The sequence below is a fragment of the Kitasatospora sp. NPDC059747 genome, from assembly GCF_042732955.1.
Lineage (GTDB): Bacteria > Actinomycetota > Actinomycetes > Streptomycetales > Streptomycetaceae > Kitasatospora.
The window spans coordinates 1-15,035 of record NZ_JBHWGV010000169.1 but is presented as its reverse complement, the minus strand read 5'-3'; the positions used below and the strand labels follow the sequence as shown (position 1 = coordinate 15,035).

Sequence of the window (15,035 nt, the reverse complement as noted above, 5' to 3'; positions counted from 1 at the left end):
GAAGACCGCCCCGCACCCGCTCCCACCCCGCTACACTCCCCACTCCCAGGCCGTTGACCAGCGGGAATGGAGAAGTCCTGCTGGAGTACTAGGCCCGGAGCTTGCCGCCCTCGTCGGCGGCCGTTGGCGCAGTCCGGGTGAGCGTCTCCCACCGGGCGACGGCGCCGGCATATGGTCCCCACCGCTCCGGATCGAGTCGTCCGGTGCCTCCTCCAACCACAGCGTCAGGGCCACCGTGGCTGCTGCCGGGGAAGTCGGCCGCGAGGGAGCGCGTGAGGCCGGGCGGCGGTTCGAAGAGGGCCGCGGCGTGGCCGCCACCGACGGCAGGGTCAGGCCCCCTCCGCCGTGCCGCTGGTTCGGCGAGCCCGTGACCCCGTCCGACGCCTTCGGGGTGGGCAGCAGCCACTCCACTTCGTCGGCCAGATTCGGGCCGTGCCCGCCCTGCTTGCGCTTCCGCGGGTGCTGGCTCCCGCCGTTCGTCGCGATGTTGCTCGTGGGCGTCTTCAGTAGCACCGGGGCGGGCGGGCCAGGCGGCGAGGAAGACCCGGGCACGCTGGTGGGGTGCGCCGACGTCGGAGGCGCGAAGCATGAGCCACCGCGCGTCGTACCGGAGGTCGGCCAGTTCCCTATCAAGTCAGCCTGTTGCAAGCGGGAGGGAAGGATTACGGGCCTTGTCCCTCCTTTTCTCTCTCCCGGGCCGCCGGGCGGGTGAACCCGCGCGCCGGGCCGCGGCCGGACACCGCCGTGGACGTACCGACGGACCGACGATGGGCGCCATGACGCAGCGGACGGCTCCCGGGCGATGAACGCGCCGCCCCCCATGACTGAACGGTGGCTGGAATGGCCACGCTGCGGACGCGGCGCCGACCCTGCGACCGCCCCGGTCGGCTGCCGCGGCCGCCATGTCCCCGGACACACTGCCTGCCTGGCTCATCTGCCCGATGCCGACCGCGACACCTACTTCGCTGGCCTGGCCCCTGGTGACAACATCGACCACCGAGGCACCCGTTTCACTGAACCCCTCCTCACCACATTCCTCCGGGCCTTCCACGACCCCACCACCGGACGACTCCGCCTCGGCGACGCCTGGTTCGAGGAGGCGACGTTCTCCGGCGACGCCCACTTCGGCGCGGTGACGTTCTCCGGCATCGCCTGGTTCGGCGGGGCGACGTTCTCCGGCGACGCCTACTTCGGCGGGGCGACGTTCTCCGGCGTCACCTGGTTCAACGGGGCGACGTTCTCCGGCGACGCCGACTTCAGCGGGGCGACGTTCTCCGGCGATGCCCCGTTCAGCAGGGCGACGTTCTCCGGCGACGCCCACTTCGGCGGGGCGACGTTCTCCGGCGTCACCTGGTTCAACGGGGCGACGTTCTCCGGCGACGCCCACTTCGGCGAGGCAACGTTCTCCGGCGACGCCGACTTCGGCGAGGCGACGTTCCCCGGCGACGCCGACTTCAGCGGGGCGACGTTCTCCGGCATCGCCCCGTTCAGCGGGGCGATCTTCCGCCGCACCGGGAGGTTCGAGCGTGCCAGGTTCGAGCACACGCGGCAGTTCGGGCCGTTGCTGGCTCACCGAGGGCTGGTGCTGGATGAGGCGCAGTTCATGCAGCCGGTGCAGATCGAGGTGAGCGCGATCGGGCTGTCCTGCCGTCGTGCACGCTTCCCCGGTGGCGTGCAGTTCCGATTGCGGTGGGCTCGTGTCGTATTGGACGACGCCGACTTCCCCGCACCATCGATCCTCACCGGCATCCCCCTGCTAGCCAGTGACCGGCTCCTGGCCCAGGAACAGCGCATCGCCAGGGCCTGGCAACGCCTCTTGGCAGGGGAGATCTCTGAGCGCCCGCAGCTGCTGTCCCTGCGGCGCGCCAACGTCGCGGGCCTGGGGCTGAGCAACGTCACCGCCACGGACTGCCTGTTCACCGGCGCGCACAACCTCGACAAGCTGCGCCTGGAAGCTGACGTCGGCTTCACGACCACCTCGGCCCCGCTGGACAGGGGACCACGGAGCTGGGACTGGCGGCAGGTGATCGCCGAAGAACGCATCTGGCGGGCCGACCGGTCACGTCGCTGGACCACCCGGTTACCCCGCTGGGCCGCAGCTACGCTTGATCGGCCCTTCCGGTCGTTCCGCTGGGTCGCCCCGCGCTGGCCGGAGTGGCTCGACCGGCCGTTGCCTGGGGGTCTGAACCCGGGCCAGATCGCCGCTCTGTACCGGGCCCTGCGCAAGGGACGCGAGGACGCCAAGGACGAGCCTGGTGCCGCCGACTTCTACTACGGCGAAATGGAAATGCGGCGATGCGCGCGCCCTGCTGCCGGGAGTCCGGCCGATGGCCGGACCAGCAGGGGTCGGGTCGAACACTGCGTATTGACGGCGTACTGGTTGGTGTCCGGGTACGGGCTGCGCGCCTGGCGGGCGCTTGCCTGGCTCATCGTCGTGACCGCGAATCTCGCGCTCGTGTTCCATCTGGTCGGCTTCACCAACCCACCGCAGCCGGTCTCGTACTGGACCAGCCTGCTGTATGCACTCCGCGCCACCCTGTCGCTCACCGACAGTGAGGTGACGCTCACCGCATGGGGAAAGCTGCTACAAGCCATCCTCCGCCTCACCGGCCCGGTCCTACTCAGCCTCGCCCTCCTGGCCCTCCGGGGCCGCGTGAAGCGGTGAGACGTACAGGGCCGACTGCCCCAACGAGCATGCATGCCTGAATGGGAACCAGATTGATCAATATCCTTCCTTATTCTGACGGCCCGCCGGGAGGGTGAACCCCTGCGCCGGGCCGTTTCAGATACCGCCGAGGGGCGATGGTATGGATCGATGATGGGGGCATGGAGAGCCGAACAGTCCGCCAGCCATGAGCACACCATTAACTCCGGCATGGCAGCGTCCCGGTTGGCCGAAGTGCGGGATGAGCCAGACCGATAGCGACCTGGTCGGCTGCCGAGGCAGCCAGCTTCCGGGGCTGAATATCTGTCTGGTCCACGCAGAAGCTGAGGACCGTACGGAGTACTTCCGGAGCCTTCGCGCGTCCGGCGCCCGCGCCAAGGTCGATCACCGTGGTACCCGCCTTGATGCAGCCCTCCTTGCTGGACTCCTGGGGGCACTGCGGAACCCGGACACAGAACGGATCGAGGTTGGCCGAGCCTGGTTCGACGAAGCGGAGTTCTCCTCCGACGCCGCGTTCGATGGGGCGACGTTCTCCGGCGAGGCCCGGTTCACCGGGGCCACGTTCTCCGGCGACACTCGATTCGCCGGGGCGACGTTCTCCGGCAGCGCCGGGTTCACCGGGGCGACCTTCTCCGGCGACACCCGGTTCAACGGCGCAACGTTCTCCGGCGACACCCGATTCGACGGGGCCACGTTCTCGGGCGGCGCCGTGTTCGACGGGGCGACGTTCTCCGGCCGCACCGGGTTCGTCGCGGCGACGTTCTCCGGCGGCGCCGGGTTCAACGAGGCGACGTTCTCCGCCGACACCTGGTTCGCCGGGGCGACGTTCTCCGGCGGCGCCGGGTTCAACGGCGCGACGTTCTCCGGCGACACCCGATTCGACGGGGCCACGTTCTCCGGCAGCGCCTGGTTCGTCGGCGCGACGTTCTCCGCCGACGCCGAGTTCGCCGGCGCGGAGTTCTCCGGCGATGCCGACTTCAGAAGGGGGACGTTCACTGCGGCACGGTCGTTCGGGCCGCTGGTATGCCGCCACGCGCTGAACTTGTCCGAGGCGGTCTTCGAGCTGCCAGTTACGATGGAGATCGCAGCCCGTGAGGTTCGCTGTGCCGGGACGCGATGGGAGTCAAGAGCAACCCTACGGCTCCGCTACGCGGTGGTGGACCTGAGTGATGCCGTGCTGTCCTCCCCCACGGCCGTCACCGCTCACCCGGTCTCGTTCACCGCAGATGGCAGCGAGGTCCTGGACGAACTGCCCCTCCTCCCACTCGACCCCCGCGCATGGGTGGCCTCAGTACAGGGGGTAGACGTCGGTCACTTGGTGCTGACCAGCACCAACCTGACGGAATGCCGTTTCACGGAAGCCATCCACCTGGACCAACTACGGTTGGAGGGAAGCTGCACCTTCGCCCGCACCCCGACTGGCTACCACTGGCGCCGGCACCTGTACAAGGTTGGGCTCTACCGGTGGAGCCGCCGACGGACCCTGGCCGAGGAGCATCACTGGCGGGCGCAGCGGGCGGAGGAGACCGGAATCAAGAACCCCAATCCGCCACGTGGCTGGCAGACACCTGACACAGCGGTTTCCGCCGGCCCCGAGCCGGCGAGCCTGGCCGCGACCTACCGGCAGCTCCGCAAGGCCTTCGAAGACGGCAAGGATGAGCCCGGCGCTGCAGACTTCTACTACGGCGAGATGGAGATGCGCCGCCACGACCGAACGGGAACCTCGCGCGCCGAACGAGGCCTGCTGTGGGCATACTGGCTGCTCTCCGGCTACAGCCTGCGGGCCCTGCGCGCCGTGGGCTGGCTGGCTGCGGCCATAGTCCTGACCGTGATCCTGCTGATGGAGTTCGGACTGCCCCTAGACCCCGGCCCGACGGAGAAATCGCAAGGCACGGTTACTGCTGGGCAAGTCGTCAGCTGGAATACCACACCCCAAGAACCCGGCGGAGCCGCGCCTGGCGAAAGGTTCACCGTGCCGCGGCTTGAGTGGGGAACTCGAACTGCGTTGAACTCAGTGGTCTTCCGCTCCGCCGGGCAGGGGCTGACCACCAGCGGCACCTACATTGAGATGGTCTCCCGGTTTGTTGAACCCATCCTGCTTGTCCTCGCCCTGCTGGCGGTGCGCAACAGGGTCAAACGCTAGGAGCACGCGCCCCAGACGACACCCCTCCGGTCTGTACCTGTACCGAGAACACCTTCCAGCCCGCCAACGAGCACCCCCTTCGGAGCGTCTTCAACAGGCACATCCAACAGGGAAGGCCAGGGTTCCGAGTACAGCGCCAAGTGCTCGCACAGGAGTGAACTGGAGTTCCGACGGGTTCCCGGACGAGAGTGGTTGGGGGCTGCGCGGTCTCTGGTCTGGTCAGCGGCTCGTGGACTGGGGCCACTCGTTCGTGTGAGGTTTCGGCACTTGCTGGCAGATTCCTGGAGATACAGCCGTAACTTGCATGCTTGTGGTGGATTCCGGAAGTCGCCGGTTCTCGCTGATCGCCAGCGGTGTCGGTCAGGAAAGTCAGGCTGGGCTGGGGGAGCCCGGTCTGGCGGATGTAGTCACCTTGCAACGGCGTGCTGCGGAGACGTCGTCGCCGGAAGACGAGCGTGCCCTGTACCAGGACACTCTGGCGGAGTACTGCTGGGCTCGTGACGTCGCCGGGCTCGCTCCGACGACGCTGCACGCGCTGGTCCAGCCGGTCATGGAGATCTGTGCGTTCTACGGTGTCGTGCCGTGGCGGTTGGGGCCCCGAGAAGTCGATCAGTATTTCGCCGGAGTCGGGAAGCGCGGGCACTCCACGATCAGGGCGAAGATGACGAAGATCGACGGATACTTCGCGTTCCTGGAACAGCGGTACGCGGGCGAGATCTTGCGACGGTTCGGAGCTGTGGTCGAGTCTCCGGTGGACGCGTTCAACCGGCCACGGCACCGTGGCGACTTCGGGCTTCGGATCCCGCCGTCCGCCCGGGCGATGAAGGACTTCTTCGCCTCCTGGCGCGAGGCGTTGCCAGGGTCGAGGAAGTACCCGGTGGCGGCGCGGAACTACGTCATGGGCAAGCTTGCCTACCTCTCGGGGGTGCGGGCAGCTGAGTTGTGTGCGGTCAGACTGGGAGACGTGCACTGGGAGAACGGCCAGTGGGGTCGGTTCCTGGTGCAGGGCAAGGGCGCTCGGGGCTCGGGTCCGCGGCAACGCGAGGCGTACATGTTCGCCGAGGGAAGGGCGTTGCTGTGGTGGTACGTCGAAGAGATCCGTGGAGAGTTCCGGGACGACGCGAGCAGCCCCCTGGCGCCGCTGTTCCCGTCCGAGCGGCTTCCCGGCGCGCTCGCGTCGCTGAACCTGCCGCTCGCGCCGGCGATGGTGGCGGACACGTTCCGCCGGGCCTTGAAGGCCGCCTCCCTGGAGTACCTGTCAGGTCCGGTGCCGGTGCTGTTCCCCCACTTGTTGCGCCATGCGTGCGCCACGCACAACTACGAGGCAGGGATGCCGTTGTGGGATGTGCAGGTCTTGTTGGGCTACGTCTGGGCCTCCACGACGGTTGGCTATCTCGCGACCGTCAGGAGTGATCCTGAGCGGTCGAGCTTGGAGTCGTCGCGGCGCGCCATCCGGCGGCTGAGTCAGGAGGGTTGAGAGGTTGAAGTGGAATCTGCGGTGGGTGGCGGCCCGGCGAGACATCTGGCGACCGAGTCAGTTGCTGGTCGCGTTCGAGGAGGTGGGGTTCACCCCGTCCTTGAGCAAGGTCGCGGCTCTGTGGTCGGGCAAGCCGATCACCGTGCGGCTGGACGATCTGGACATGATCTGCACGGCCCTCGGCTGCACGGTCGCAGACCTCATGGAGGCTGAGGCGGTCGCCGTGGCGGTGCCGGAGGATGCGCCGCGGCAGGCCGTCGGCGGTGATGCCACCTCGGGAGCGGTGCGGCCGCTACCGCGACCGGCTGGTGGTCGCCGATCGATGCCTCCGAACTGAGCGACCATGTGGACGATGAGCGCTATGGCGGGAAGCTGTGCGACCTGCGCGTGCTGGGGGGAGGTGACCAAGGGCGGCCTGTGCCGGGAGTGTGCTGTGGTTCGGGCCCTGGCGAGGAGCGGAGGCCGCAAGCGCAGAGAGGCAGACTGTCGGCGCTGCGGATGGCCGGAGGTTGTCGGGCCGGACGGCACGTGCCGGTCGTGCCTGCTGGCCGTGCGCTTCGGTGGGGACGAGTTGTGGCTGCGGTCGGAGATCACGCGAGGCGACCTGGCCGGTGGCAGGCCCCGTCAGCTCGTTCTCAGATTGCCGGAGGTGGCGTTGCCACGGGCTTCGCCTCTCCGTGACCACGAGCGTCCCCTGGTCAGGCCGTGGCGGATCTACCCCTGGGCCAGGCCGATGCTGGCCCAGGGCCGGCGCGATGACGAGGATGTATGCCCGCCTCAAATCCCGGGCCAGCTCGCCTTGTTCAGGGACCATGCGCGACGTTTCTCCTCCAAGTACGGTGGGATGATCCGCGACCGCGAGATCGAAGACCTCCCTCTGGTCCTGGATCAGCTGCGGATCATTGCCGACCAGCGCGGAGTCAGCTCGGCAGGGTGGTTCTACGACATGTGGCAAGGAGCGCGGCTCGCCTTGGCGTCCCGCGAACCCGGCGAACGCAGGGTGGGCGAGGAGATGCTCGCCGACCTTCCGAAGATGCATCCGACGATCGCAGAGGCGCTCAAGCGCGCTGACCTGCTGCGGCCTGCCCGCCCGCGCCTCGTGCCGGCCTCGGCCTTCACTCGGGGAAGCTGTGGACACTGCCTCGCCTGGAACGGCGTGGTGCGGCGCGTCTGCGCAGGCTGCCACCACTGGGAACGGAAGCCGCACAACTTCCCGGTGAGCGTATGCGTACGGTGTTGCCGTGAGCTGCCGACTTCGGCCGGTCACTGTCGGCGGTGCCGCTTGGTGATGGCCGAGACCGCCTCCGACCTCAGTGGCGCAGGACTGGTCGGTGGCGACCAGCTCTGGTTCGGTGGGGAGTTCGCCCCGCTGTTACGGACCGTGAAGCACAAGGGGACGGACGCCGGGGTGCGCGGCCGATTCGAGGCCAAGGCGAAGGCCGTCCGCGAGGTGGCCCGGCCGCCGCGCGAGGTGTCCGAGCACTTGATCGACCCGAGGCAGCAGGCGCTGTTCCCCTGCCCGGAACGCGACTGGACTCGCCTGGACGAGACGCGGCGACCGGCGCTGACCGAGCACGCGATGCAGGTGGTCGCCGGGTTCACTAGCCACCTGCGGTCCCTGGGGGCCGACCCCAAGCAGGTCGCCGCCAGCTTCCGCACCCTGCGGATTGTGGCCGGCCACCTCGGCGTTGAAGTCCCACTGCTCGAAGCGGACATCCGGGCGGTCGCAGCCCTGAGCGATAGCCATCACCATGCCCGGCTGCCTCACTATCTGCAGCAACGCGGTCTGCTGGAACCCCTGAACCTCGACAGCGCTGAGGTCCGACGGGCGCGCGAACTCGCCGACGCACTGCCCACTGCTTTCGCGACGGCCGTGCACACCTGGATTCGCGTCATGGCCGGTGTCGGCAGGCGACCCAGCCGCGCGTTGAAGGACAGAACCATCCACGCCTACGTCAGCCGCGTTCATCCTGTCCTGTCAGACTGGGCGAGCGCCGGCATCGAGGACCCGCGCGCGATCACCAGCAGCGACATCGACCGGGCAGTCTCCGCCCAACGCGGCGCAAACACGCGGGCCACCTTGTGCTCGCTGAGGTCCATGTTCCGCGCGCTCAAGCGCGAGCGCCTTGTCTTCCGAGATCCAGCCCGGGCGGTGAGCCTTCCGGGCCCCAAGACCCTGCCCCGCCCACTCGCAACCGACCAGCTGCGAGGGCTGCTCGGCCAGGCTGACACAGCTCGGGACCGCCTGACGGTCGGGCTCGTCGCCGTTCACGCCCTGACCTGATTCGAAGTCCGCCAGCTTCTCCTCACGGACATCGACCTGACTCGTGGCCGGTTGACGATCCGCCGACCTGGATGCCTCGACCCCACCGTCTACCTTGACGAACTCACCTGGGACCTGCTGAGAACTTGGCTCGCCGAGCGATCCATCCGATGGCCCTCCACGACCAACCCGCACCTGTTGCTCAGTCGCCAGACCGCCGTGAACGACAGCAACGCCGCACTGTCAGACCTGTCAACAAAGAAGCCGTTCATGGCAATTGGCGTACGAGCATCTGCCCTGCGGGCCGACCGGATTCTCGACGAGGCCAAGCACACCGCCGACCCCATTCACCTCATCAGAGTCTTCGGCATCGCGCCGAATACCGCGATGCACTACCTTCGCGCCGCTCACCCAGCCCAGTTCCGTCCCGACCCCATCGCACCATGAGCCGTACACCCAGGCTGTGTCAAGGCCGTGATGGCTTCGGGCCTGTCTTCACCGCGGACTGATGACGCTGCCTGAATTTTTCAACCGTCCTCATCAGGACTGGAGGTTCGCCGTCCGCCGCGGCTCTGGCTGCAGTTCATGTCCCGTGGGACGTTCTGGCCCTGTCTCGGGTTGGCCCGATTCGCTGGTCGTCTCAGTTGGGCTGGTCCAAGAGCTCGTCAGTAGGGCCTGTCTAGTGGGCGATGAGTCGAAGGACACGTTCGGCTGTCCGGCGGGACGGGTGCCGTCGAGCGGCTTCGGCGGCACCCGTCCGTCACGATCGGGGGTCTATCCCAGCCGGTCGCCGAACGCCGCCACCTCGCGGCCGAAGGCGACCAGCAGGCCACCTCCAGGAGTGAGCGCGAGCGCTTCGACCAGGTAGGGGAAGGCGTACCCGGGGTCCAGCTGCTCTCCCGCTTCCAGGTCCCAGAGCCGCACCGTCGCATCCATGCCGCCCGTGATCGCGACGGGCCGGCCCTCCAGGCGGGTCGTCACCACCGCGTGGACCCAGCCGCCGTGTCCGGCCAGCGGCTCGCCGACCTGTTCGCCGTTGGTCAGGTCCCATACCCGCAGCGCCTTGTCCATTCCGCCGCAGACGGCGACCGGGCGGCCGTTCAGCTCGGTCACGGCGATCGCCAGCAGCCCGCCGTCCCAGCCGGCGATGGGCTCGCCGTGGCGCTCTCCGGCGGCCGGATTCCACACCACGACGGTTCCGTCAGTGCCGGCGGACACGACCATCCGACGACCGTCGAGGACCGCGGTCGCCACCGCGTTCACGCTGCCGGTGTGCCCCTTGAGCGGTCCGCCGATCGGCTCGCCGGTGGCCAGGTCCCACAGCCGGACCGTGCGGTCCTCACCGCCGGTGACGGCGACGGGCCGCCCGTCCAGTTCCGCCGTGGCCACCGTCAGCACCTCCCGGGCGTGCCCGGCGAACGGCTCCCCGACCGGTCGGCCGGTCGCCAGGTCCAGGCGGTGCACCAGGGTGTCGACGGCGACGAGCGCGACGGGGCGTCCGCCCAGCTCCACCGTGGCGAGAGCGCTCACGCCCGACTCGTACTCGACGGGATCGCCGATCTGCTTCCCGTCGGCGCAGTCCCGGATGACCACCTTCCCGTCCCGGCCCCCGGACACGGTGACGGGCCGGCCGTCCACCACCGCCGTCGCCACCGCCATCACCCAGTCGGTGTGGCCGCCGAGCGGCTCGCCGACCGCCGCCCCCGCCCGCAGGTCCCAGACCCGCAGGCGTCGCGCCTCGTCCCGGCTGCCGCTGATCGCGATCGGCCGGCCGTCCACCACCGTGGCCGCCACCGTCATCACGAAGTCGGTGTGTCCGTTGAACGGCTCGCCGAGCGGTTGCCCGGTGGCCACATCGTGCGTCCGCACTCCGTTGCCGGTCTCCAGCACGACGAGTCGGCCGTCCACCACGCAAAGGGCCACCCCCGCCACCCCGGCGGCTCCGCCCTGGAGGGTTTCGCCGATCTGCCGCCTGGTGGCCAGATCCCACACCCGGATCTCGTTCCAGGCGGCGGAGACGGCAACAGCCCGCCCGTCCGCCGACGTCGTCGCCAGCGCCCGCACGTCGGCTCGATGGCCGGACATCGGTTCGCCTGACCGCCGCATGGTGAGCAGATCCCACACGCACACGGACCCGTCGGCGCCGTCGCTAAGAGCGACGGGGCGTCCGTCCACCACCGCGGTCACCACCGCGTTCACCCGGTCCTCCTGCTGGCAGAGCGGCTCGCCCACCTGGCGCATGTCGGTCAGGTCCCACACCCGCACCGTCCCGTCCTCACCCGCTGAGACGGCGACGGGCCGGCCGTCGACCTCCACGGTCGCCACCGCGTTCACGGTGTCCTGGTGGCCGGTGAGGTAGTCGCCGAGCTGCTTTCCGGTGGCCAGGTCCCAGACCCCCAGCATCCCGTCATAACTGCAACTGACCACGACCGTAAGCCCGTTCACGACAGCCGCGGCCACGTCCGTCACGAAGCTCTCATGCTCGGCGTACAGGTCCGCGACCTGGCTCCAGTCGGTCGGATCCCACCCCCGCACGTCTCCGCCCTGGTCGGCGGTGACAATGACCGGGCGACCGTCGAGCACCGTCGCCGTCGCCGAGACGACGGCGTCGGTGTGCCCGCCCAGGACCTGCCGCAGCCGGTGATCGAGATGGGCGCCGGTGGCCCAGCTCACCGCCCACCGGGACGCGGGCTGGCCCTCGACCGGCACCTGGGCGAGGCGCGCCGCCAACTCCAGGTCCCCGTAACGCGCCGCGTCCAGCGTCAGGAGCTGCCGACGCCTGCCCGCGTCGGCACCGCTATGCCAGAGGAAGGACGCCTGATACACCGCGGCGGCCAGTCGCTCCTGCGCACTGTCCGCGCCGTTGAGCAGCGCCGTGATCCGGCTCGGGTCCTCGTGGACCAGCAGCCCAGGATCTGTCAGCACGGCTCCCGTGCCGTTGTCCATCATGCCCTCGCGGCCCTGCCCGTCATCAGACATCTTGACGGCCCTCCCCTGAAATATCGTCACATCGCACGACGGGGCCCTTGGCCCTCGCGCAGCAGCACACGGAGTCTTGCACACCAGTGTTCATGGTCCGACTCACCCGAACGGGCCGCCAAGGCCGTGGTCACTCACCAGTCCTGGCTGACCGGCCGCGCGTGCCCACGGTTCGAATGGCAAGGCCGGACCAGGCCAACCGAGACGTCTGCGGGCATCCTTGTTCCCGAAGCCACTCCAACGGAGATTTCAGGCGACCAGACGTCTCAATCGATCTGGTCGCCGCAGGTCACCGCCCCGGCTTCGGACCAGATCATTCGAGACGGGACAGTTCAGCTCCCATCGCTCCGACGGACGTCTTCTGCATGCGCCAGATCCGCGAGTACTGGGCGAACCCGCTGGTAACTGGCAGTTGCTGCCGCCCAGGCCAGCGAGTTCGTCGTCTCAGCCCTCCGGGATTCAGCGAACTGGTCGGATTTCGGGTTGGGTCGTCTCCCAGACACCACGGACAGGGTTCCACGTCGCCAGGGGAACCGGCGGGGGAGGTGAGGAGACCTCGGACATTCTCGACCACCAGGAGGCAGGGGCGGAGGGCTTCGACCGTACGCGCCACGTGCAGCCACAGCCCCGAACGGGTGTGTTCGTTGAGTCCGGCGCGGCGGCCGGCGAGCGAGACCTCTTTTGACAGGGGAAGCCCGTTTCCGTGTCAAGTCCGAGCGTGTTGTGCTGGTAGCTTCGCAAGGGCTGGGAACAGCAGATGGGAACCGCCTCCTGTGTCGTGGTGCTACTGGATTGAGGTGGACTGCGCTGTTGGCGAGGAGTCGGGGTGCGGCATGGTCTGGCCATGCCCTCCGATCACGACGACCACTACCATCGACTTCTTCTGCGCCAGGTCCCGTCCGGCTGCCACACCGTGTTGGACGTTCGGCTGCGGGACTGGCCGGTTCGCTCGGCGGCTCGCAGGCCTGGGATTCGAGGTCGATGCGGTTGACCCGTCCGAGCAAGCGGTCGTGGCAGCCCGGGCGTCGTCCGCGCCTGCCGCAAGTGAGCAACAGCCCCAGTTCCGCCATGCGGACATCGCCCAGGCCGAGTTGCCGAAGGGGTACTACGACTTCATCTCCTGCCGGGCGAGCAGCCATCACCTGCCGTTCGGCACGGTCCGAGCTCTGCGGGATGCTCTGGCCCCGGCGGCTCCTCGTCATCCTGGGCTGCTATCCGGAGAGGACACGGACTGACTGGGCATGATGCCTGACTGTCGCGCCGGTCAGCGCAGTTGCTCGACTCATAGTCGCGGCCAAGGAGCGAATCCACGGAGTTCGTCGTGGCGAGCCCAGGGGCGTCCAGGCTGGTCGTCGCCGCCGATGGCGGCACCATCCGGCTCTCGCTCGCCATGAAGCGCGCTACCGCCTCACCGACCGGGCGATGGGCGTCGCCCACCGGACGTACTTCCCCCCCCGGCACGAGGACTGCTACCCGGAGGCCTCGCTAGACCTGCGCGACCCGACCGACTGGCCCACCGCCTCCTGCCCGGCTACGCCTGGGTGTTCGGGATGGGCGACGGCACCGCCAACGTCGGCCTCGGCGTGCTCGACACCGTAGCCGTCGTCCGCGGACGGACTGGCGGGACCTGCTCCGCCGCTGGTGTGCCGACCTGCCGCCCGAGTACGGCTACACCCCCGAGGGCGTCACCGAACCCGTCTGGGCTCAGCCCTCGATGGGCCTCGACCGCCAACCACACTACGCCGACGGCCTGTTGCTGGTCGGCGACTCGGGCGGCCCGGTCAGCCCGGCCAACGGCGAGGGCATCGCCTATGCGATGGAGTTCGGCCGGTACGCCGCCGAGACGATCGTCCTGGCACTGGCCCGGCGCGCCGATCGCGGCCGCGAACTCGCCCTGCGTACCTACCCGCAGGCGCTCCGCTCGGCCTACGACGGCTACTTTGTGCTCGGCCGGCTCGCCGCCGACGTACTCGGCCCGCCCCAGACCGATCGGCGCCGCAGAGGCGGCCGGCCTCGGCCACCCGGCTCTGCTGAAGCCGGCGTTCCGGCTGATGGTCAACCCGACCGGCCCCCGCTCCAGGGACGCCCTCGACCGGCTGTTGCACGTGATCGGCAAGATCGCGCTCAGCAACCGGTGATGACGATCGGCCCTTCAGACCGTGAACCACTCCTTGCCCTCGGCGGAGCTGTACGCCAGGACGATGATGCCCGCGATCGCCATGCCGGCCAGCGAGATGATCGAGCCGGAGAAGAGCTGTCTCACGCCGGTGACGATCGTGAGCCACTCGATCACCAGCACGGTCTTCCGGGTCCACCGGGCCCCACCCGGCGCCAGGGCCGCGCAGGTGCCGAGCAGGACGCCGATCAGGATCGAGAGGAAGGCGATGAACGTCACCAGGGCGAGACCGTCACCGTGCTGGCCGTGAATCAGTGCGAGTAGGAAGATCCCAGCGGCGACGTTGATGACGGCGTGCAGCCAGACCCCCGCTGCCACCCACTTGAGTGATGTCGGCATCCGCTCGTCCGCCAACTGGTTCGTCATCGGTGACCACCCCCGGATCGTCGGTGCGGCCGGGGCCGGTGGCCGGGCCGTAGGGGAGAGGATCCGGGTGGCCGGGTCTGCCGTCAATGGCCACGTCCGCCTCCCTTTCTCCGGTTGGCCGAAAGCTGTCGACACTCCGATGGGCAGGTTATGTTGACGAAGAATCAGGTAATCCACTCTGTCCAGTGGCAGTCCGGATACGGAGGTTGGTGAATTGCCCTCCGGCTGGGTCCTGACGCTGATACGACGTCAACGATGCCCCTCGAGGAGATCCGACAGGAGGCTGCTGTTCTCCTGCCAGGGCTTCAGCCTCCGCAACTCCTTTTCTGGCGGTATCTGCTTGCTTTCCGCAACCCTGTAGGGTGAGGTGGTAACTGGCCTCGGCTCACTCCCTGTTGTGGAACGGCAGCACGGCACCCTCAGGATGGGACTGCTCATGGAGTCGATGAGCCTTTTCAGCGTTGCAGCTCGAGGGTGAGGACGGCCTTGGCTGCTGACGTCAGCCAGTTCGGGCTGCAACGGGCGTGCTGGAAGATTCGCCAGCGCTTGACTGTGGCCACGCCCCGTTCGACGGGGTAGCGGAGTTGGGCGTGGGCTCGGTTCAGCGATCTTTGCCCGACGCTGAGTTCCTTGCGCGGTGGGCGTCTGATCGGTACGGCGACCGTGCCGCCGGCGCCGGTGTAGGCCAGGTCGGCCAGTGCAGGGATGCGGAGTCTGACGCAGGTCTTCACGATGCGGTGGGTGCGGGCGGCGGTCAGGTCGTGGGTACGGCCGGGCAGGGCACGGGAGATCCATACGAGCTTGCCGTCCGGGCCGGTGATGACCTGGAGGTTTACGCCGTGGCGGCGGTGCTTGCCGGAGTAGTCGGCGCGGCCGTCGCCGACCCGGTCGCATTCGGCGAGGGTGCCGTCGACCAGCACGTACTCCGGTTCTGCGTCGCGTAGGGCCCGGGTGAGGCCGGGGGCA

General features: G+C 68.9%; 12 protein-coding genes. 8 read left to right on the top strand and 4 right to left on the bottom strand.

The features are described from left to right. The first annotated feature begins 820 nt into the window (after positions 1-820). From ACFV4G_RS40105 to ACFV4G_RS40080, 6 genes are all read left to right on the top strand, one after another. Positions 821-2,665 carry a pentapeptide repeat-containing protein gene (locus tag ACFV4G_RS40105; RefSeq protein WP_380447962.1) on the top strand — a complete coding sequence of 615 codons (1,845 nt, stop codon included), beginning with the start codon at positions 821-823 and terminating at the stop codon, positions 2,663-2,665. Between the two features lie 241 nt (positions 2,666-2,906). After that, positions 2,907-4,808 carry a pentapeptide repeat-containing protein gene (locus ACFV4G_RS40100; protein ID WP_380447960.1) on the top strand — a complete coding sequence of 634 codons (1,902 nt, stop codon included), beginning with the start codon at positions 2,907-2,909 and terminating at the stop codon, positions 4,806-4,808. 304 nt (positions 4,809-5,112) lie between these two features. Further along, a complete protein-coding gene (locus tag ACFV4G_RS40095) occupies positions 5,113-6,285 on the top strand; it encodes a tyrosine-type recombinase/integrase (protein WP_380447958.1) in 1,173 nt (390 codons plus the stop codon). A 4-nt stretch (positions 6,286-6,289) separates the two neighbouring features. Further along, positions 6,290-6,622, top strand: coding sequence for a helix-turn-helix domain-containing protein (locus ACFV4G_RS40090; RefSeq protein ID WP_380447956.1), 333 nt, complete (start codon positions 6,290-6,292; stop codon positions 6,620-6,622). Positions 6,623-7,018: 396 nt separating this feature from the next. Beyond that, on the top strand, positions 7,019-8,569 hold the full coding sequence (locus ACFV4G_RS40085; protein ID WP_380447954.1) for a hypothetical protein: 1,551 nt from the start codon (positions 7,019-7,021) through the stop codon (positions 8,567-8,569). A 198-nt stretch (positions 8,570-8,767) separates the two neighbouring features. Continuing rightward, positions 8,768-8,995 carry a hypothetical protein gene (locus ACFV4G_RS40080; RefSeq protein ID WP_380447952.1) on the top strand — a complete coding sequence of 76 codons (228 nt, stop codon included), beginning with the start codon at positions 8,768-8,770 and terminating at the stop codon, positions 8,993-8,995. A 327-nt stretch (positions 8,996-9,322) separates the two neighbouring features. Here ACFV4G_RS40080 and ACFV4G_RS40075 read toward each other — a convergent pair whose 3' ends face one another. Both ACFV4G_RS40075 and ACFV4G_RS40070 read right to left on the bottom strand, forming a co-directional pair. Continuing rightward, positions 9,323-11,527 carry a WD40 repeat domain-containing protein gene (locus tag ACFV4G_RS40075; protein ID WP_380447950.1) on the bottom strand — a complete coding sequence of 735 codons (2,205 nt, stop codon included), beginning with the start codon at positions 11,525-11,527 and terminating at the stop codon, positions 9,323-9,325. Positions 11,528-11,840: 313 nt separating this feature from the next. After that, positions 11,841-12,146 (bottom strand): hypothetical protein, encoded by a 306-nt coding sequence (locus ACFV4G_RS40070; protein WP_380447964.1) that lies wholly within the window; start codon positions 12,144-12,146, stop codon positions 11,841-11,843. Positions 12,147-12,360: 214 nt separating this feature from the next. On the opposite strand from ACFV4G_RS40070, the gene ACFV4G_RS40065 reads away from it, so the two are divergent. Both ACFV4G_RS40065 and ACFV4G_RS40060 read left to right on the top strand, forming a co-directional pair. Then, positions 12,361-12,762, top strand: coding sequence for a class I SAM-dependent methyltransferase (locus ACFV4G_RS40065; protein WP_380447948.1), 402 nt, complete (start codon positions 12,361-12,363; stop codon positions 12,760-12,762). A gap of 705 nt (positions 12,763-13,467) precedes the next feature. Beyond that, complete coding sequence (locus tag ACFV4G_RS40060) at positions 13,468-13,665, top strand: hypothetical protein (RefSeq protein WP_380447946.1); 198 nt, start codon at positions 13,468-13,470, stop codon at positions 13,663-13,665. A 14-nt stretch (positions 13,666-13,679) separates the two neighbouring features. Here ACFV4G_RS40060 and ACFV4G_RS40055 read toward each other — a convergent pair whose 3' ends face one another. Then, positions 13,680-14,069: a hypothetical protein gene (locus tag ACFV4G_RS40055; protein ID WP_380447944.1), complete on the bottom strand. Its 390-nt coding sequence runs from the start codon at positions 14,067-14,069 to the stop codon at positions 13,680-13,682. Between the two features lie 455 nt (positions 14,070-14,524). Further along, positions 14,525-15,035: transposase family protein (locus tag ACFV4G_RS40050; RefSeq protein WP_380447942.1), on the bottom strand; the 511-nt coding region annotated here is incomplete at its 5' end.

Excerpts from the sequence above, each read along its gene's own strand:
- ACFV4G_RS40105 (WP_380447962.1), top strand. The coding sequence starts at position 821 with ATGACTGAACGGTGGCTGGAATGGCCACGCTGCGGACGCGGCGCCGAC.
- ACFV4G_RS40100 (WP_380447960.1), top strand. The coding sequence starts at position 2,907 with ATGAGCCAGACCGATAGCGACCTGGTCGGCTGCCGAGGCAGCCAGCTT.
- ACFV4G_RS40095 (WP_380447958.1), top strand. The coding sequence starts at position 5,113 with ATGCTTGTGGTGGATTCCGGAAGTCGCCGGTTCTCGCTGATCGCCAGC.
- ACFV4G_RS40085 (WP_380447954.1), top strand. The coding sequence starts at position 7,019 with ATGCTGGCCCAGGGCCGGCGCGATGACGAGGATGTATGCCCGCCTCAA.
- ACFV4G_RS40075 (WP_380447950.1), bottom strand. The coding sequence starts at position 11,527 with ATGTCTGATGACGGGCAGGGCCGCGAGGGCATGATGGACAACGGCACG.
- ACFV4G_RS40065 (WP_380447948.1), top strand. The coding sequence starts at position 12,361 with ATGGTCTGGCCATGCCCTCCGATCACGACGACCACTACCATCGACTTC.
- ACFV4G_RS40055 (WP_380447944.1), bottom strand. The coding sequence starts at position 14,069 with ATGACGAACCAGTTGGCGGACGAGCGGATGCCGACATCACTCAAGTGG.